General features: G+C 70.9%; 13 protein-coding genes. 5 read left to right on the top strand and 8 right to left on the bottom strand.

Features of this window, described 5'->3' with window-relative positions; all coding sequences use genetic code 11:
• Nucleotides 1-20: 20 nt before the first annotated feature.
• Together CFREN_RS00420 and CFREN_RS00415 are read left to right on the top strand one after the other, a co-directional pair.
• Nucleotides 21-3,407, top strand: coding sequence for an arabinosyltransferase domain-containing protein (locus tag CFREN_RS00420; RefSeq protein WP_209654430.1), 3,387 nt, complete (start codon nt 21-23; stop codon nt 3,405-3,407).
• Nucleotides 3,408-3,570: 163 nt separating this feature from the next.
• On the top strand, nt 3,571-4,632 hold the full coding sequence (locus CFREN_RS00415; RefSeq protein WP_246580153.1) for a TIGR00730 family Rossman fold protein: 1,062 nt from the start codon (nt 3,571-3,573) through the stop codon (nt 4,630-4,632).
• Nucleotides 4,633-4,932: 300 nt separating this feature from the next.
• Here the strand turns inward: CFREN_RS00415 and CFREN_RS00410 are convergent, their stop codons facing one another.
• From CFREN_RS00410 to CFREN_RS00400, 3 genes are all read right to left on the bottom strand, one after another.
• On the bottom strand, nt 4,933-6,306 hold the full coding sequence (locus tag CFREN_RS00410) for a glycoside hydrolase family 25 protein (protein WP_209654432.1): 1,374 nt from the start codon (nt 6,304-6,306) through the stop codon (nt 4,933-4,935).
• 167 nt (nt 6,307-6,473) lie between these two features.
• Nucleotides 6,474-7,379 (bottom strand): PrsW family intramembrane metalloprotease, encoded by a 906-nt coding sequence (locus CFREN_RS00405; protein ID WP_209654434.1) that lies wholly within the window; start codon nt 7,377-7,379, stop codon nt 6,474-6,476.
• 11 nt (nt 7,380-7,390) lie between these two features.
• A complete protein-coding gene (locus tag CFREN_RS00400; RefSeq protein WP_209654436.1) occupies nt 7,391-8,005 on the bottom strand; it encodes a hypothetical protein in 615 nt (204 codons plus the stop codon).
• Between the two features lie 110 nt (nt 8,006-8,115).
• Here CFREN_RS00400 and CFREN_RS00395 point away from each other — a divergent pair, with 110 nt between their 5' ends.
• Nucleotides 8,116-10,188, top strand: a complete 2,073-nt coding sequence (locus CFREN_RS00395; RefSeq protein ID WP_209654438.1) for a M13 family metallopeptidase — start codon at nt 8,116-8,118, stop codon at nt 10,186-10,188.
• A 32-nt stretch (nt 10,189-10,220) separates the two neighbouring features.
• On the opposite strand, the gene CFREN_RS00390 is transcribed toward CFREN_RS00395, so the two are convergent.
• The 4 genes from CFREN_RS00390 to CFREN_RS00375 are packed head-to-tail and all read right to left on the bottom strand — an operon-like array spanning nt 10,221 to nt 14,108.
• Complete coding sequence (locus CFREN_RS00390) at nt 10,221-10,958, bottom strand: biliverdin-producing heme oxygenase (protein WP_209654440.1); 738 nt, start codon at nt 10,956-10,958, stop codon at nt 10,221-10,223.
• 26 nt (nt 10,959-10,984) lie between these two features.
• Nucleotides 10,985-11,839 (bottom strand): heme ABC transporter ATP-binding protein, encoded by an 855-nt coding sequence (locus CFREN_RS00385; RefSeq protein ID WP_083291418.1) that lies wholly within the window; start codon nt 11,837-11,839, stop codon nt 10,985-10,987.
• Nucleotides 11,836-13,029, bottom strand: a complete 1,194-nt coding sequence (locus tag CFREN_RS00380; RefSeq protein WP_209654442.1) for a FecCD family ABC transporter permease — start codon at nt 13,027-13,029, stop codon at nt 11,836-11,838. The genes CFREN_RS00385 and CFREN_RS00380 overlap by 4 nt, the downstream gene beginning before the upstream one ends.
• Nucleotides 13,026-14,108, bottom strand: coding sequence for a heme/hemin ABC transporter substrate-binding protein (locus CFREN_RS00375; protein WP_209654444.1), 1,083 nt, complete (start codon nt 14,106-14,108; stop codon nt 13,026-13,028). Before CFREN_RS00375 ends, CFREN_RS00380 begins: the two co-directional genes overlap by 4 nt.
• Nucleotides 14,109-14,297: 189 nt before the next feature.
• Between CFREN_RS00375 and CFREN_RS00370 the strand changes: the two genes are divergently transcribed.
• Nucleotides 14,298-14,903, top strand: coding sequence for a neocarzinostatin apoprotein domain-containing protein (locus CFREN_RS00370; protein ID WP_209654447.1), 606 nt, complete (start codon nt 14,298-14,300; stop codon nt 14,901-14,903).
• A gap of 90 nt (nt 14,904-14,993) precedes the next feature.
• Nucleotides 14,994-16,310 (top strand): isocitrate/isopropylmalate family dehydrogenase, encoded by a 1,317-nt coding sequence (locus CFREN_RS00365; RefSeq protein ID WP_209654450.1) that lies wholly within the window; start codon nt 14,994-14,996, stop codon nt 16,308-16,310.
• An 89-nt stretch (nt 16,311-16,399) separates the two neighbouring features.
• On the opposite strand, the gene CFREN_RS00360 is transcribed toward CFREN_RS00365, so the two are convergent.
• Complete coding sequence (locus tag CFREN_RS00360; protein ID WP_070519749.1) at nt 16,400-17,266, bottom strand: VOC family protein; 867 nt, start codon at nt 17,264-17,266, stop codon at nt 16,400-16,402.
• Nucleotides 17,267-17,520: the final 254 nt, after the last annotated feature.

Here is a 17,520-nt window from a genome sequence, read left to right as displayed (position 1 = left end):
TTTCCGTAGACTGTTTTCCCGTGTCTGCCGAAACCAGTGAAATCACGAGGTCCCCGGATCCCGACGAACCCGTCGTGACCGTCGACCGCATCGAACGCCCGCCGATGGACGGCCCGAAGCCCTCGAAGGGGGTTCGGATCGCCGCCATCGCGGCGGGCATCATCGGTTTTCTGTGCTTCGTGGCGCTGCCCTTCCTGCCGGTCGTCCAGACCCAGTCGTCGCTGCACTGGCCCCAGAACGACAGCCTCGAGTCGGTCGACGCGCCCCTGATGGCGCAGGCCCCGATTTCGCTGTCGCTGGACGTGCCCTTGTCGCTTGCCGACGAACTGCCGGAGGGTCGCTCGCTGCTGGTCGGCACGTTGCCGCCGGATTCGAAGGACCCGACGGCCGAGGGCCTGCAGGTGCGGCGCATCGACGGTTCGGTCGACGTCGTCGTCCGCGACCGGGCGATCCTGACGCTCGACGAGGATCAGGTCGCGGCCAACCGCGGCGGCGTCATCTCCATCCGCTCGGACCATGAGCGCACCGAAGCGTTCGTCGAGGGCGCCGTCGACGCCGAGGGCGAACCCCTGCGCGGCGTCGTCGACGAGGACATCCGGCCGCAGACGGTGGGCATCTACACCTCGCTGCCGGCCGACGGCGACGCCGCCGCGGCGGTGGCCGCCGGCCTGAACCTCGACATGGAGATCGACAGCCGCTACACGTCGAAGCCGACGATCATCAAGTACATCGTCATGTGGCTCGGTCTGCTGATGGCCGTGGTGTCGTTGTGGGCGCTGCGGCGCATCGACAAGGTCGACGGTTCGACGCCGACCCCGTGGCTGCGCAAGGATGCCTGGCAGATCAAGCCGCTGGATGCCCTGGTCGGCTTCATCCTTCTCGTGTGGCACTTCATCGGCGCGAACACGTCCGATGACGGCTACATCTTCACCATGGCCCGCGCCTCCGACGAGGCGGGGTACATGGCCAACTACTACCGCTGGTTCGGCGTCCCCGAGTCGCCGTTCGGCGCCCCGTACTACGACCTGCTGGCCCTGATGGTCAAGGTGTCCACGGCGTCGGTGTGGATGCGCCTGCCGGCGCTCATCGCCGCGTTCGCCATCTGGTTCCTGCTGTCGCGTCTGATCATCCCGCGCCTGGGCAAGGACATCGCCGAGCGTCGCGTTGCGTACTGGTCGGCGGCCGGCGTGCTGCTGGCGTTCTGGCTGCCGTACAACAACGGCCTGCGCCCCGAGCCGGTCGTCGCCCTGGGCGCCCTGCTGACGTGGGTGTTCATCGAGCGTGCGATCCTCACCCGCCGCCTGTTCCCGGCGGCCCTCGGCGTCATCGTCGCCACGCTCGCCCTGAGCTGCGGTCCGACCGGTCTGATGGCCGTCGCCGCGCTGCTGGCGGGTCTGCCGATGCTGGTGCGCATCGTCGTCGATCGCCACGAGGCCCTCGGCGGCGGCGCCAAGGCCCCGCTGATGCAGACCATGCCGTTCCTCGCCGCGGGCACCGCGATCCTGGTGGCGGTCTTCGGCGACCAGACGCTGGCCACGGTGCGGGAATCCACCCGCGTGCGCGGCATCGTCGGCCCGTCCATGCCGTGGTACGAGGAGCCGATCCGTTACTACTGGATGATCCTCCAGTCGGTCGACGGTTCCTTCACCCGCCGCTTCGCCGTGTTGGCCGCGCTCACGGCCCTGGCGATCACCATCGCCGCGCTGCTGCGCCACCGGACGGTGCCGGGCGCCCTGGCGGCGCCGGCGACGCGCCTGGTGTTCATGTTCGTGGGCACGATGTTCTTCCTGACCTTCACGCCGACGAAGTGGACCCACCACTTCGGCGTGTACGCGGGCATCGGCGCCGCCCTGGCCGCCCTGGCGGCGATGGCGATCTCGCATTGGGCCGTCGGCTCCCGCCGCAACCAGGTCCTGTTCGCGGGCGTGGCCATCTTCATGCTGGCGTTTTCCCTGATGGGCATCAACGGCTGGTGGTACGTCTCGGCGTACGGCGTGCCGTGGTTCGACAAGACCGTGCAGCTCAACGGCGTCGAGGCCGGCAACATCGTCATGGTCATCGCCGTGCTCACGCTCGCCGCAGGTGCGGTGCTGCAGTTCGTGCAGGAGTTCCGCGGCGAGGATCGCAAGCCGTCGACGCTGGCCGCGCGACTGCGCCTGGGCACCATCGCGGCGTCGCCGTTCGCGGTGGTCAGCTTCATGGTGGTCATTTTCTCGGTGCTCAGCCTGGGCAAGGGCTTCGTTTCCCAGTACCCGGCGTACTCCGTCGGCCTGGGCAACATCCGCGCGCTGACGGGCAAGACGTGCAACCTGGCCGAAGACGTGCTCATGGAAACCGACCCGAACCAGGGGTACCTGACCCCGGTCGGCGGCGTCTCCCTGGGCGATTCCCTCGATCCGGAGGGCAATGCCCGCGGCTTCACCCCGAATGGTCTGCCGGGCGAGATGACGGCCGACGCGGTGTGGGTCAACGACGGCCAGACGAATGCCGACCGCAGCGAGAACCCGGATTCCAACTGGGTCTCCGGCGGCGAGGGCGCGTCGACGGACGGCGGTTTCGAGGCCGAAGCCGGCGTCAACGGTTCGCGTGCGACGTTGCCGTTCGACCTCGATGCGAAGCGCATCCCGGTGTTGGGTTCGTACTCGGAGGACGTTCAGGTCCCGGGTTCGCTGACGACGTCCTGGTACGAGCTGCCGGAGCGTTCCGAGTCGCATCCGCTGCTGGTGGTGTCGGCCGCGGGCCGCATCTACCATCACGACATCAACGGCGTGAAGCAGAAGGGCCAGAAGCTGATGGCCGAGTACGGCCGGTGGGATGGCGAAAACTGGGTGACGCTGCACGAGGCCGAGCCGTTGGACATCGGCCCGGCTCCGACGTGGCGCAACCTGCGTTTCCCGACGGCCGACATTCCGGAGGAGGCCACGGCGGTGCGCCTGGTGGTGTCCGACGAGAATCTGGCGAAGGACGAGTGGATCGCGCTGACCCCGCCGCGCCTGGCGGAGCTGAAGCCGATGCCGGAGGTCATCGATTCGTCGGTGCCGACCATTCCGGACTGGGCGGTGGCGTTCCAGTTCCCGTGCCAGCGTCCTTTCGATCACTTTGCGGGTGTGGCGGAGAATCCGAAGTACCGCATCACCCCGGACCGTGAGCTGAAGGTGTCGTCGACGGATACGTGGCAGTCGCTGTCGGCGGGTGGCGTGCTGGGCATGTCCGATGCGGTCAACGAGTCGGTGGCCGTCCCGGCGTACCAGAAGGACGATTGGAACCGTGACTGGGGCATCGTCGAGGCGCTGCAGTCCCGTCCGAATCCGGATGGCGTGCGTCCGGGGCCGGCGGTGATCCAGTACGAGGAGATCACCCGTTCGGGTCTGTGGTCTCCGGGGCCGATGATCGTGGAGGAGGATTAGTCCTCCCGGGCGGGGACGTTGCGTGACGACGTCCACGTCCCCGCCGTCCGGCCGGTGAACCCGGGTGTCCTTCCTTCGGGAGGGGTGCCCGGGTTCCGTCGTTTTCCGGCGCGGTCGTCGGGTGCGGGCGGCGGCGCGGCGTCATTTCGCGGACAATGGGGCGGTGAGCACTTTCGACGACATCGGACATGACGGTCTCCCGGATGAGGGAGCTTCGGCCGGCGACCGCCCGCCCATCCTCGTCGCGGCGGTCGTCGTCACGGATGAGCGGGGGCGGGTCCTCACCGTCCGCAAGAGGGGCACGGATCGTTTCATGCTCCCCGGCGGCAAGCCGGAGGAGGTGGTCTCCGCGGATGGGGGCGGGCGTCGTGAAGCACCGGCGGAAACCGTGGTCCGGGAGTTCCGCGAAGAATTGGGCGCGGAGCTGGACCCGGACAAGCTGTCCGAATGGGGCGTCGCCGCCGATGCCGCGGCGAACGAGCCGGGTCGCGTCGTGGTGGGGCATCACCAGCGGTATCTGGGGCGGGCGCCGGAGGTGTCGCCGTGCGCGGAGATCGAGGAGATCCGGTGGGTGGATCCGCATGCGCCGACCGGTCGGCTCGCGCCGATGCTGGCCAACCACACGCTGCCGCGGCTCCGCGACGGGGCGCCGGCGCGCGTGATCTCCTCCGTGACGGTCTTCGCCGGTTCCACCGCCGGCACCGACCCGGCGTGGCGGGCCGCCGCCGTCGAGCTGGGACGCACGTTGGGCCGCGAACGCGTCGAATTGGTCTACGGGGGTGCGGCGATCGGGTTGATGGGCGCCGCCGCCGACGCCACGTTGGACGCCGGCGGCGCCGTCACCGGCGTGATCCCGACGTTGCTGCGCGACCGGGAAATCGCCCATCGCGGCCTGACCCGCCTGGAGACGGTGGACACGATGTCCCAGCGCAAGGACCGCATGTACGCCCTCGGCGACGCCTTCGTCGCGCTGCCCGGCGGCGCCGGGACGTTGGAGGAGTTCTTCGAGGTGTGGACCCGCCAGCACATCGGCATCCACCAGCAGCCCGTGGCCCTCGTCGGGCCGGGCGGGTTCTGGGGGCCGTTGGTGGACCTCATCGAGTCGCTGGTCGACGGGGGCCTGGTGCACCGCAAGCACCTGGATTCGCTCATCGTCGTGGAGGATCCCGCCGAGCTGCTGCCGCGGTTGTGCGCGTGGCGCGCGCCCGGCACGAAGTGGTCGTAGCGCCCCCGCACCCCGTGGGCGCGACACCCGCCCGGCACGGGGGCGCGACGTGCTTCCGGCGCCGACGGGGCACCACTCCCCCGACATGACGACGCGCGGTCGGGGCCCCTTCCCCAGGGCCCCGACCGCGCGTCGGGTTCATTCGGCCGCACCGGACCGAGGTCCCTTCCCCTGGACCTCGATGGCGCATGGCCGTCGTATAAGGCCGTGGCATTCGGCGGTGGCATACGGCCGTGGCGGCCGGGCGCCCCACCCCGTGACATGGTGGGGCATCGCGTTCGGACCGCGCCCGCCGACCGACTAGCGGGTCGCGCCCGCCAGCAGCGCCACCACGTCGGAGTAGGTGGCCAGCTCGACGACCTCGCGCGAATCCGTCTTGCCGTCGTTGATCTCTTCGGCCTCGTCGGTGGCCGGCGCTGTCTCGCCGATCTCCTCCAGCTGGTCCTCGGGGACGTTGCCCGAGCCGATGGCCTGCTCGAGGAAGGCGATCAGGAGGTCGATCTGGGCCTGGTCCAGGCCGGCGGCGTCGGCGGCGTCGCGGACGGCGGCGATGCTCTCGCTGAAGTCGGCGTTGGCGGAACCGGCCTTGACGGCCTCGATGATCGCGTCGACCAGCTCGGAGGTGGCCACCGGGGAGTCGGTCCCGGTCGCGTCGTCGCCGCCGATCACGTCGGCGGTCTCGTCGCCGCCGGTCGTGGCGTCGTCTTCGTCGGCGGCGTCGTCGCCGAAGATGCCGGCGGTGTCGAGGCTGCCCGCACCCGGCGCGGCGCGGCCGGACGGCGGGGACACGGCATCGGCGTCGACTCCGGTGTCTTCCTCGGTTTCGGCGCGGCGCTCGCCGGTCTTCACGGCGTCGGACTTTTCGTCGCGGGTGGCGCCGGCACCCTCGGGGGCCGCACCGGCGGCGAGGGCGTCGAGCTCGGCCTTCGTGCCGTTGAAGGTGTTCAGGTCGACCGGGGTGTTGATGCCGGGCACGCGGCCGGTGCTGGATCGCTGCCAGAACAGGGGCTCGTCCCAGCCGCCGGGCAGGTTGGTCGGCGGCGTGTTCTGGTATGCGGCGAACCACAGCGGGTAGCCGGTGAAGGCGCTGGTGTCGCCCATCTTGACGGACCAGAACCAGCGGAAGGTGTAGATCATCGGCGTGCGGCCGGTCTTCAGTTCGACGCGCTGGAGGAACGTCGCCGTCCACTTCTCCAAGGCGGCGGGGGACATGCCGGCGTCGAGCTCGATGTCGAGAACGGGCGGCAGGGTACGGGCGTCGGCGGGCTGCAGCTTGAGGGCTTCGGCGTAGGCGTCGGCCTGGACGATGGCATCGCGGTCCGGGTGGGCCTTGTGGTAGCTGCCGATGATCAGGCCGGCGTCGTGGGCGGCCTTGGAGTCTTCCGCGAAGTAGGTGCTCAGGCCTTCCTTTCCGTCGGTGGCCTTGATGAAGGCGAACTTTTCGCCGGAGGCGGCGACCTGCTCCCAGTTGAGCTTGGCGCCGTTGGGGCGCTGCCACTTGGAGACGTCGATGCCGGTGGGCGACGTTGCGGTGAAGGCGTCGGCGGGTGCGGGGGTCACGAGGCCGAGGGCCATGGGCAGGGCGGCGGCGAGGGCGACGAGTGCGTTCGCGCGGCCACAGCGTGCCCCCGAACGCTGCCGGGACGCGGGGAAGGTCACGGTGCGGAGGTTCATGGTTCACCACCATACGGCACAATTGCCTCTCTAGTCACACGAGTAACACCAATAACATGCCCCGGACCGTATTTTTACTGGGGTTTTCGTGCTTGAACCAGCGGAATTCCTGCTTGACGACGCCTACGGAGACCCTTTTCGCCCGATGCACCCCGATTCTCCGGTGATTACCGCCCGGCACCGTCGACGGCGAGACGGGAGGCCTTCTCCATCCTCTTCGCCGCACGCCAGCACGCGACCAGCGCCACACCACACAGCGCCCATAGCGTCGCGTACCACCACACGCCCCACGCGTCCGGCCACGTGTAGTTCCACAGGAAATGCATCGCGAACGCCGCACCCGGGCCGCCGAGGCCGAACGCCCACCGCGCAGGCGTCGTCAAGCGCGGATGCAACAGCGCCACCCCGACGCCGAATCCCGCCACGCCCGAAAAGAACACGTGCAGGCCGGGGCCGAAGATCGAACGGACCAACCACGTGTCCAGCAGACCGGCGACGTCGGAGTTCGGGTCGTCGAGCGCTCCGGAGGCGCCGTACTGGATCGTTTCGATGAGCTCGAAACCCAACCCCACGAAGATGCCCACGAGCAGGCCGTCCCACGGACGGTTCCACGGGCGCGGCAGAGCCAGGAGGATCAGCGCGATGCCCAACGACTTGCCGACCTCCTCCGGCCACGCCCCCGCCAGCGACGCCTCCGCGGCCTCCCACCCCAGTGCCGTCGCGATGGTCGTCATCGAATCGGCGACGGAGATGACGAACACGAACGACGCCCCAGCACCCCACGCCAACGCCAGCAACGGCCACGCACCGGCCGGACGCCACAGGACGCTGCGCGACAGCAACCACCAGACCAGGCCGATCACCGCCGCCGACACCACCGCACCGAATCCCAGCGACACGGGAGTGATCAGGCCGAACACCATCAACGACACCACGTTGGCCGCAAAGCCCGCCGCGATGAGCGGCACGATGACGAGGAAGGCCCAGATGTTGCGGGACGGCACCGCGCCGGGGCGGGAATTCGGGGCGGCGTCCGACCAATGACGATTGCCGGCGTGCGGCGGAGGATTCATCGGCGCACCCATCACTCCTCACCCGCCCGGACATCGGCGAGGATCGTCGCGGCGGCGGCGTCGACAGCGTCCCCGCCGCCCGACACGATGGCGACGATGGCGGAGGCGCCGGCCTCGTCGTCATCGTCCTCCTCGCCGAGCACGATGACCCGGTACACGGTGCCGTAGACGTCCTCCACCGGCGAACCGGACCAGGCGATCAGGCCCGGCGCGTGCGGGGTTTCGGCCGGCCGCAGGTCCGGGGCCGGGTCGTCGCTGAACAGCGCGGCGCGCAGGGCGCGGGCGCCGAAGCGCGGCAGGTCCTCGACGTCCACGGCGGATCGGCTTTCGATGACCACGTCGCCACAGGTGAACTGGTGCGCGCCGATCGTCAGCGCAAACTCGCGCGTGCAGTCGGGTTCGCCATCGCGAACGTCGAAGGACGCGGCGAAGGGGGCGGCGTCGCCGCCGAGGACGACCGTGCGCACCGACTCAAGCGACGCCGCCTCCTCGCCCTTCATCGCGGACAGTCCGGCCGCCAGAGCCACCGGCGCCAGCGACGCGGCAAGCGCCACCGCACCGACGACGGCGACCATGCGCCCGGCACCCCGGCTTCCCCCGCCTGCCCCGAATCGGTTGTGATCCATCCGCTCATGATGCCACGGGGCCCCCGCAGTCGAGCGCCATTCACGTCGGAAACCTCAAGGCCACGGCGTCGTCGAGCACCGGATCCGGGGCCGTCCCTAAACTGGGCCGCATGACAGACGAGAACGTGACCACGAGTTCCTCCGACGCCACGACCGCCGCCTCCGCCGCCGCCTCCGCCACCGACTCCGGGGCCACCGCCAAGCCGGTGCCCTCCCCCGCCGACGACCTGTACCGCCACGTCAACGGCGCGTGGATCGACTCGCACGTCATTCCCGCCGACCGCGCCGTCGACGGCGCGTTCCACAAGCTGCGCGAGGAATCCGAGAAGGCGGTCCGCGCGATCGTCGAGGACGCCCCGGCGGATTCGCGCATCGGCGTTCTCTACGGCGGTTTCATGGACGAAGCCGCGATCGAGGCGGCCGGCATCGATGCCCTGGCGCCCGACATCGCCGCCATCGACGTCGATGATCGCGACGATCTCGCCGAGGCGCTCGGCGCCCTCGACCGCATCGGCGTGACCGGCCCGGCGGCGTTTTGGGTGGAGAAGGACTCGTCGTCGGACGAGGCGATGCTCTACCTGGTCCAGGCCGGTCTCGGCCTGCCGGACGAGGCCTACTACCGCGAGGAGGCCCACGCCGAGACGCTCGCCGCCTACCGCGGGCACGTCGAGTCGATGCTGCAGCTGTTGGAGGATTCCACGGTCTGCGCCGGCGACTTCGAGGGCTTCGACGGCCTCGATTCCTTCCCTCTGCACGACCTGCCCGACGCCGCCCGCCGCATCGTCGACTTCGAGATGACGCTGGCCGAGGGCCATTGGGACGTCGTCGCCAGCCGTGACGCCGTGCGCACCTACAACCTCACCGCCCTGACGGACCTGCCGGCCGGGTTCCCGTGGGCACGTTGGTTCGCGCAGATGGGCGTCGGCGCCGAAGCGGGCGGCCAGGAGGCTGCGGACATCGACCGGATCGTCGTCATGCAGCCGACCTACCTCGAGCACCTGGCCCGCGTGTGGCGCGACGCCGACCTGGACGACCTGCGCCTGTGGGCCCTGTGGCGGGTGCTCAAGGCGCGAGCGCCGTACCTGGGCGCGGCGTTCGTCGAGCAGAACTTCGAGTTCTACGGCAAGACCCTGTCCGGCGCGGAGGAGCTGCGCGCCCGCTGGAAGCGCGGCGTCGGCCTCGTCGAGGGGGCGCTGGGCCAGGAGGTCGGCAAGGAGTACGTCGCCCGGCACTTCCCGCCGGAGCACAAGGAACGGATGCTCGAGCTCGTCGACTACCTCCTCGAGGCGTACCGCGAGCGCATCACCGACCTCGAGTGGATGACGTCGGCCACCCGCGAGCGCGCCCTGGAGAAGCTCGGCCTGTTCAAGGCCAAGATCGGCTACCCCGACAAGTGGCGCAGCTACGAGGGCCTCGAGTTGACCGGCTCCTTGCTTGACGACGTCCGCCGCGCGTCCGCCTTCGGCCACGACTATGAGGTGGCCAAGTTGGGCAAGCCGGCCGACCGCGACGAGTGGTTCGCCACGCCCCAGACGGTCAATGCGTTCTACAACCCGGTGGTCAACGACATCACGTTCCCCGCGGCGATCCTGCAGCCGCCGTTTTTCGACCCGGACGCCGACGCCGCCGCGAACTTCGGGGCGATCGGCGCGGTCATCGGCCACGAGATCGGCCACGGCTTCGACGACCAGGGGTCGCAGTACGACGGGCACGGCAACCTCAACCAGTGGTGGACCGACGCCGACCGCGCCGCGTTCGAGGGGTTGACGGACAAGCTGGTCGAACAGTTCGACGGCCTCGTGCCCACCGGCCTGCGCGAACTCGGCGAAACCGGGGTCGGCGTCAACGGCAAGTTCACGCTCGGCGAAAACATCGGCGACCTCGGCGGCCTGGGCATCGCCGTCGTCGCGTACCGCCGCTGGCTCGCCGACCAGGGGCGGGAGACCTCCGTGGAGAAGGACCCGGCCGCCTACCGGGGGTTGTTCCTGTCGTGGGCGCTGGTGTGGCGCACGGCGATCCGCCCGGAGATGAGCCGCCAGTACCTCGCCATCGACCCGCACTCGCCGGCGGAGTTCCGCTGCAACGTCATCGTCGGCGACATCGACGAGTTCCACGTCGCCTTCGATGTTCAGCCGGGCGACGGCATGTGGCGCGATCCCGCCGAGCGCGTGACCATCTGGTAGCCGCACTCGGCTCGGCGGCCCCGCTCCGGCGACTACGCCGAGTGGGGGCGGTGCGGGGAATCGCCGACCGCGTGGGCATCCGCGTCGGCCGAACCTCCTCGCTCCGCGTTTGCGCCGGCCGGCAGGTGCCGTGCGTTGAGCTCGCGGAACAGCGCGGTGTTCATGCGGAACGCCAGCACGGCTTCGACGACGATGCGGTCGCGGACGTCGCCGCGGAGGTCCAGGGCGTCGAGCCGGTCGCGGTAGGCGTCTCGGTAGGGCTTGATCTTGCCCACGGCGGAGAAGTCGTAGAACCTCGCCCCGTCGCCGTCGATGTCGTAGTGGTCGCGGAGCCGTCGGGCGATGATCTGCCCGCCGGACAGGTCGCCGAGGTAGCGGACGTAATGGTGCGCCAGCAGCGCCGATGCGTCGCGGTTGCGGCCGAGTTCGGTAAGGCGGTTGACGTAGGCGGCGGTCGACGGCAGCGCCTCGATCGACGAACGCCACCGCGGCCCGACCAGGAACGCCAGGTCGCGTTCAAGCGCGTCATGGCGTTCCAGACGTGCGTCGGCGATCGCGGCGCCCTCCGGGGTGTCTGCGACGGCGCGCACGGAATCCTCGAGCGCGCCGTAGATGAACCACAGCTGCCCGGCCAGGTCGGCGGCGGCGCCGGGGGTGAGTTCGCCGTCGAGGAGGGCGGTCATGAATCCGGAGTTTTCGGCGTCGTCGTGGACGGCGGCGGTGGCTTCGCGGAGTCGGATGGTCAGTCGTTCGGTGGTCGTCCGGAGCATGTCGCCCCTCCTTCGGTGTCGGTGGTTCAGTGTCGGTGGTTCGGGTGTTCGGTTGCGGTCGGCGTGGGGTGCCGTCCGCGTGCGGGCACGATGACGGGGTTGCCGCCGGAGTCGGCGAGGACTTCCACGTCGAGGCCGTAGACCTCTCCGATGAGGTCGGCGGTCAACGTGTCGGCCGGGGCTCCCGCGGCGACGACGCGGCCGCCGTCGAGGACGACGATGTCGTCGGCGTGGGCTGCGGCGGCGGCCAGGTCGTGGAGGACCACGACGACGGCGACTCCCTCGCGGGCGCGGGCGCCGATGAGCCTCAGCATCGCCTCCGCGTGGCGCAGGTCGAGGGCGGCGGTGGGTTCGTCGAGAAGCAGAACCGGAGTGTCCTGGACCAGCACGCGGGCGCAGTGCACGCGGGCGAGTTCCCCGCCGGACAGGACTGTGACGGGCCGGTCGAGCAGATGCGCCACATCGCAGTCGTCGATGACGCGGCGGCGCAGCTCCGGATCCGCCTCTCCCCAGGGGGAACGGCCGAATTCGATGACCTCTCCCGCCGTGAACGGCACCGTCGCCGGATGAGATTGGGGCAGCACGGCGCGCAGGCGGGCGCGGTCGCGGATCGGCACGGCGTGAAGATCCGCGCCATCGAGTTCGATGCGCCCGGAATCGGGTGCCTCGTCGCCCGACAGCGCCGCCAGCAGCGTCGATTTGCCGGCGCCATTGGGCCCGACGAGAGCCGTCACGCGGCCGCGGGGTGCGTGGACGGTGACGTCGTCAAGCAAGACGCGCCCACCCTTGCGGACCGTCACGCCCCGCGCCGACAGCCTCGACCGCGAGTCGGCGGGGCACGGAATCTCGGGCAGGATGTCGCGCAGGCTCGGGGTCTTCATCGCCGCACCGCCCGTCCGCCGCGCAACAGCAGCCAGAAGAACAGGGGGCCGCCGACCAGGGAGGTCAGCATGCCCAGCGGCAGATCGGCGCCGGTGACCAGGGTGCGCGCGGCGAGATCGGCCAGCGTGGCCACCAACGCGCCGCCGAGCAGCGACGCCGGCAGCAGCGCCGCATGGCCGGGGCCGAGGATGAGCCGCAGCGCATGCGGGACGACGAGGCCGATGAACACGATGATGCCGGAAAACGCCACGCCCACCGCCACGACCAGCGCCGTCAACGTGATGACGACGCGACGCAGCGTGACGACGTCGACGCCCAGATGCCCGGCCTGGGCCTCCCCCAAACCGAGCAGGTCGAGGCGTCGGGCCAGGGCCCACAACACGGCGGCCGCGGGAACGGTGGCGGCGGCGACGATGGCCGTCGACGTCCAGTCGCCGCCGGCGAAGCTGCCCATCTGCCAGAAGACGATGCGGTCGCGGGCGGCCGGTTCGGCGATGAACGTCAGAGCCGACACAAGGCCGCCGCACACCGCGTTGACCGCGACGCCGACGAGGATGATGCGGGCGACGTCCCGGCCGCCGCGGGCGGTGGCGGCGACGACGGCGGTGGCCAGCGCGCCACCGGCGAAGGCGCCGGCGGCGGTGGCCCAGCTCGCCGCAGTCGCGCCGAGGGCGGCGGGCAGCGCGGCACCGCCGGCGACGGTCACCGCGGCGGCCCCGACGGCGGCGCCGGAGGACACGCCGACCAGGCCCGGCTCGGCCAGCGGATTGCCGAACACCGCCTGCAGCGCCACGCCGGCGATGGCCAGCCCCGCGCCGACGAACAGCGCCAAGGCGATGCGCGGCAGGCGAACCTGCCACATCACCACGCCGGCCTCCCCGCCGGCGCCGACGATCGACTTCAGCGAGTCGGCCACGCCGGTGCCGTACTGGCCGACCGTCGCCGACCACAGGACCGTGGCCACCAGCGCCACCGCGAGGACGACGTGGACGATGACGGCCCGGCGGCGCCTGGCCCGGGCGGCCGCGTCGATGCGATCGTGCTCGGTGGCGGCCGCCACGGGGTCGGCGTCTGCCGCGGGGTCGGCGGGGCGCCGTGAAGCGGCATTGGAGGCCGAGACGGAAGCGGAGGCGCGGCCGCCGGAGCCGGTGGCGCGGCCGCCGACGGAGTGGGGCACCACTGTGGTCATGAGTCGGCCTTTCCGTAGAGCGCGTCGGCCATCGCCTCGATCACGCGCGGGGTGTTGGGGCCGAAGGACAGCAGCTGCGAGTCGGGGACGTCGATGACGCTGCCGTTTGCGCCGGCGGGGGTTTGCGCCATGCCCTGCAACGAGTTCAGGCCGTCGGGGCCGCCGATGGATTCGAGGCCGTCGCTCATGACGATCACCGTGTCCGGCGCGGCCTTGACCAGCGCCTCCGGCGTCAGCGGGGTGAATGCGGCGTCCAAGCCCAGGCCGTCGGCCGCATCGACGCCGCCGAGTCGCTCGATGAGCGACGACGCGCCGGAGTTCGGACCCGCGATCATCGCGACGGTGGTGCCGCGCAGGTAGAGCAGCATCATGCGCCGGCCGTCGGCGCGGTCGCGGGCGGCGCGGGTGGCGGCGTCGAGCTTGCCGACGATCGCCGCCCCGACCTCTTCGCCGTGCTCGCCCAGGCCCACCGATGTGGCGACCTGCTCGGCCAACTGCGCGATGGTGTCGGGCGTGCGCTGGTCGGGCATGCGGACGACGGCGATGCCCGCGGCGGCGACCGTGTCCAGCACCCGGGACGGGCCTATCGAACCATCGGTGAGGATCACGTCCGGGCGCAGTCTGAGGATCGACTCCGCGTTGATCGTGTGACCGCCCGGAGTGACCTGCGGCAGGTCCGCGGCACCCGGGAAATCGGTGGCGGTGTCGCGGCCGACCAGACGGTCGCCCAGTCCCAGCGCCCACACCATGCGCGACAGCGCGCCCGCACGGTCGAGGGTGAGGATCCGATCCGCGGACGTGACCTCCACCGGCGTGCCGTCCCAGTCGACGGTGACCGGCAGCGTCGGGCGCGGGTCGTCGAGGAGAACCTCCGGCGCCTCGGGCGGCAGCTGCGCCGAAACATGGCCGGCGGGGGCCGGGGAAGCGGCGTCGGCGGACGCGGAGGCCGATTCCCCCGCGCCGGAGCCCGCGTTCCCTCCCGCGTTCGGACCCGCGCATCCCGCGAGGCCGGCGATGAACACCACGCACAGAAGAACGGTGGCGATGGCGCCGGGTCGCCTGGTCAATGACGTCGGCATGTGGCTCCTGTTCGGTGTTGGCGGAGACAAATCGCTTAGGTTGCGCATAGCCTATGCTTAGTTAGGCCTGCCTTGCCGATGGATGTTAGCATCGGCCATCACTTGGCGGTCAAAGCGACCGCGCACAACGACACCGACGACCCGGACCGGTCCCGCAGCGGACCGGACACTGCATCGAGGAGCACTTTCATGAAGCACACCGCCGCCACCGCCCGCGCCGCCCGTGCACGCCGCACCATGCTCGCCGCCCCGACCATCGCGGCCGTCGCGCTGCTCGCCGCCTGCTCCGGCGGCGACGCGGACACCGACGCGGCCGACGCCCCCGCCGACGGCACGACCACCTCGACCACCTCGACCACCGACACGGCCGAGGCCGCCACCGAAACCACCGAAACCGCCGGCGCCACCGAAGCCGAGGTCAGCGCCAACGGCGTCACCGTGAAGGTCTCCCCCGCCGAGGACATCGCCGACGGTTCGGAGATCACCGTCACGCTGTCCGGCCTCAACCCGGCCTACGGCGGCTACTACCTGGGCATCTGCGGCGATCGCCCCGAGGGTTCGCCGGCCCCGGCGTGCACCGGCGACCGCACGGTGCCGGGCACTCAGGCGTGGCTGTCCAACCGCGGCGGAACGCAGCCGGTGCCGGAAAACGGAGAGGCGTCCGTGACGTTGACGGCCATGGCCGCCGGCGAGGGCGTCGATTGCCGCACGGATTCCTGCACCCTGAAGGTCTTCGGCGATCACTCGGAGGGTTTCGAGGACATCGTCGACGTGCCGGTGACCTTCGCGCCGTAACCCCGCCTCGCAGCGCCCGCGTTGTTGCGCCGATGCCCCGGACTCCCGCGTCGGCGCCTCGACGCGTGGGGCGCTCCTATGCTCGGCGTCATGAGCACCACCGCCGATTCAGACGCCGAAACCCCCGCGGCCGCGACTCGTCCCGGCCGCCACCGCATCGTGTTGTTGCCCGGAGACGGCATCGGCCCGGAGATCGTCGACGCCTGCCGTCCGGTTCTTGCAACGGCGTTTCCCACCTGGGACTTCACCGACGCCCCGATCGGCTGGGAGTGTTGGCGCACCGGCGGTGATCCGGTCCCGCCGCAGACGTGGCGGGCGTTGGAGTCCTCGGATGCCGCGCTGATGGCCGCGATCACCTCGAAGCCGGCTCGGGAGGCGGAGGCGGAACTCGCCGCCGACCTGCGCGGCACCGGCCTGACCTACCGTTCGCCGGTGCTGCAGCTGCGCCAGCGGCTGGACCTGTTCGCCAACGTGCGTCCGGTGGAGGATGTGCTTCACGACGAGCCGACGCGGACATCGCACGCCGCCGCATCCGCGTCACCCTCGACGGTGTCCGGCCCATCATCCGCCCCATCGTCCGAGCCGCGTTTCGGTTTCACCGTCGTCCGCGAAAACACCGAGGGGCTCTACTCGCACGACTTCTCGATGCGCGGCGCCACCGGACGCGATTCCACCTCTGCCGCGGATCCGGCGATGGCGGGGATCTGGGAGGCGGTGGCGCACGACCCGACGGTGGCCCGCTCGACCCCGGAGGACACCGCCGTCGCATTGCGCGTGACCACCGGTTTCGCGTGGCGGCGCCTGCTGCGCACCGCGGCGACACTGACCGGGCGGGCCGCCGACCCGTCGCTGCGGCTGGTGACCGTGGCCGACAAGCCAAACATCCTGCGCGAATCCGGGGCGATCATCCGCGACGCCGTCGAAGAGGTCGCCGCCGAATTCCCCGACGTGGACTTCGACATCGCCAACGCCGACGCGGTGGCCATGCGAATGGTCACACAGCCGCGCAGTTTCGACGTCATCGCCGCCGAAAACCTCCTCGGCGACATGCTCTCCGACCTGGGCGCCGGGCTGATGGGCGGGCTCGGGCTGCCGTCGTCGGGCAACATCGGCGCCGACCGCGCCGTGTTCGAACCCGTCCACGGGTCGGCGCCCGACATCGCGGGCCGCGGCGTCGCCAACCCGGCGGCGTTCCTGCTGTCGGCCGCGATGTGCGCCGACCATCTCGCGCACCGGAGCGACGACCGCAATCACAGCGACGACGCGGCCAACGACCTTCGCCACCGGGCGACTCGCCTGCGGGCGGCGGTCATTGCCACGCTGAAAACCAACCCGACGCCCGACCTCGGCGGCACGAACACCACCTCCGGGTTCGCGGGCGACGTGGTCGCCCGGCTGACGTCGTAAAGCAACCAAACAGCCCCACATGAACGGAAGGCGCCGCCCCACCCGGTGCTACGGGTGCGGCGGCGCATTCGGACCGGACGCGTGCGGGCCTACTGGAACTGGCTGAGATCGATGTTCTGCAGCGGATCCGACTCGCGGGCGTCGTCCTCCGGCGGCAGCGGCACCTCGCACAGCACCGTCGTCGCGCCCGACGGGTCGGCGATGGTCGCCAGCGGCCCGAACTCGGTGTCCTGCACCGGCACGATCACCTCGCCGCCGAGCTCCTGGGTGCGCATGACGGCGCGGCCGATGTTCTCCACGCCCAGGTACGCCAACCACCCGATGAAGGAACCCTCCTGCTCGGGGCCGGCGACCTGCGGCCCGGCGACGAGACCGGCGAAAGGTGCCCCGCCCTCCATCGCGACGGCGTACACGCCCTGCTCGGTGCGGGCGCGCACGGCAATGTCCCAGCCGAAAAGCTCGTGGTAGAAGGCCACGACGTCATCGAAGTCGGCGACGTCGCCGGCGACCAGCTCGAACCACACGGGGGCGCCGGGCTCGCCGGCGGCGACGAACGCCTGCTCGCCGGGCTGCTCCAGCAGACCCACCAGCGCGCCGGCCGGGTCGACGATGACCGCCATCGCACCGCCGTCGACGAGCGCCACCGGCTCGCGCGCCACGTCCGCACCCAGCTCGCGGGCCTTCGCCACGACGCCGGCGACGTCATCGACGTGGAAGTTCACGCGCCACTGGTCGGCGGTGGCCGATGACGCGGCGGAACCGTCCCGCTCATCGGCGGCGAAGAGGACCGACACGGGCATGCCCATCAGCTTGGCCACGCGGCGGCCTTCGCCCTCGCCCGAGGCCAGGAACTCCCACCCCATGAGCTCACGGTAGAAACGCTCCGACTTGCGGGGCGCGCTGGACACCAGGTCGACGCGGACGGGCATTCCGAACTCGGCGGGGAAAGCGGGCATGAGGTCCTCCACGGGTGATGCTCGTACTTCTGCGCGGGGTTCGCGCACGTCGGGACATGGTACCGGAGCGATTCCGGGTGCCCGGCGGCGCTTGCTTGACGACGGCCCGCGTGGCGCGTGACCCACCCCAATTTTTTTCGAATGCCGATCGATGTCACTCGCGTGCTCCGCCTCCAATTTTGACGGACATCCGATCTCCTCTTCCCCGCCCGGACCCCCTCACCCGGCGAGTCCACCTGTGCACGATCCTTGCT

The organism is Corynebacterium freneyi, assembly GCF_030408835.1.
In the GTDB taxonomy this organism is placed as follows: domain Bacteria; phylum Actinomycetota; class Actinomycetes; order Mycobacteriales; family Mycobacteriaceae; genus Corynebacterium; species Corynebacterium freneyi.
Note: the sequence above shows the minus strand (reverse complement) of the source record. Positions and strands in the feature narration are given on the sequence as shown.

Bases quoted from the DNA above. Each gene is read 5' to 3' on its own strand.
- CFREN_RS00410 (WP_209654432.1), bottom strand. From the start codon at position 6,306: ATGAACCTCCGCACCGTGACCTTCCCCGCGTCCCGGCAGCGTTCGGGG.
- CFREN_RS00405 (WP_209654434.1), bottom strand. From the start codon at position 7,379: ATGAATCCTCCGCCGCACGCCGGCAATCGTCATTGGTCGGACGCCGCC.
- CFREN_RS00400 (WP_209654436.1), bottom strand. From the start codon at position 8,005: ATGGATCACAACCGATTCGGGGCAGGCGGGGGAAGCCGGGGTGCCGGG.
- CFREN_RS00395 (WP_209654438.1), top strand. From the start codon at position 8,116: ATGACAGACGAGAACGTGACCACGAGTTCCTCCGACGCCACGACCGCC.
- CFREN_RS00390 (WP_209654440.1), bottom strand. From the start codon at position 10,958: ATGCTCCGGACGACCACCGAACGACTGACCATCCGACTCCGCGAAGCC.
- CFREN_RS00385 (WP_083291418.1), bottom strand. From the start codon at position 11,839: ATGAAGACCCCGAGCCTGCGCGACATCCTGCCCGAGATTCCGTGCCCC.
- CFREN_RS00380 (WP_209654442.1), bottom strand. From the start codon at position 13,029: ATGACCACAGTGGTGCCCCACTCCGTCGGCGGCCGCGCCACCGGCTCC.
- CFREN_RS00375 (WP_209654444.1), bottom strand. From the start codon at position 14,108: ATGCCGACGTCATTGACCAGGCGACCCGGCGCCATCGCCACCGTTCTT.
- CFREN_RS00370 (WP_209654447.1), top strand. From the start codon at position 14,298: ATGAAGCACACCGCCGCCACCGCCCGCGCCGCCCGTGCACGCCGCACC.
- CFREN_RS00365 (WP_209654450.1), top strand. From the start codon at position 14,994: ATGAGCACCACCGCCGATTCAGACGCCGAAACCCCCGCGGCCGCGACT.
- CFREN_RS00360 (WP_070519749.1), bottom strand. From the start codon at position 17,266: ATGCCCGCTTTCCCCGCCGAGTTCGGAATGCCCGTCCGCGTCGACCTG.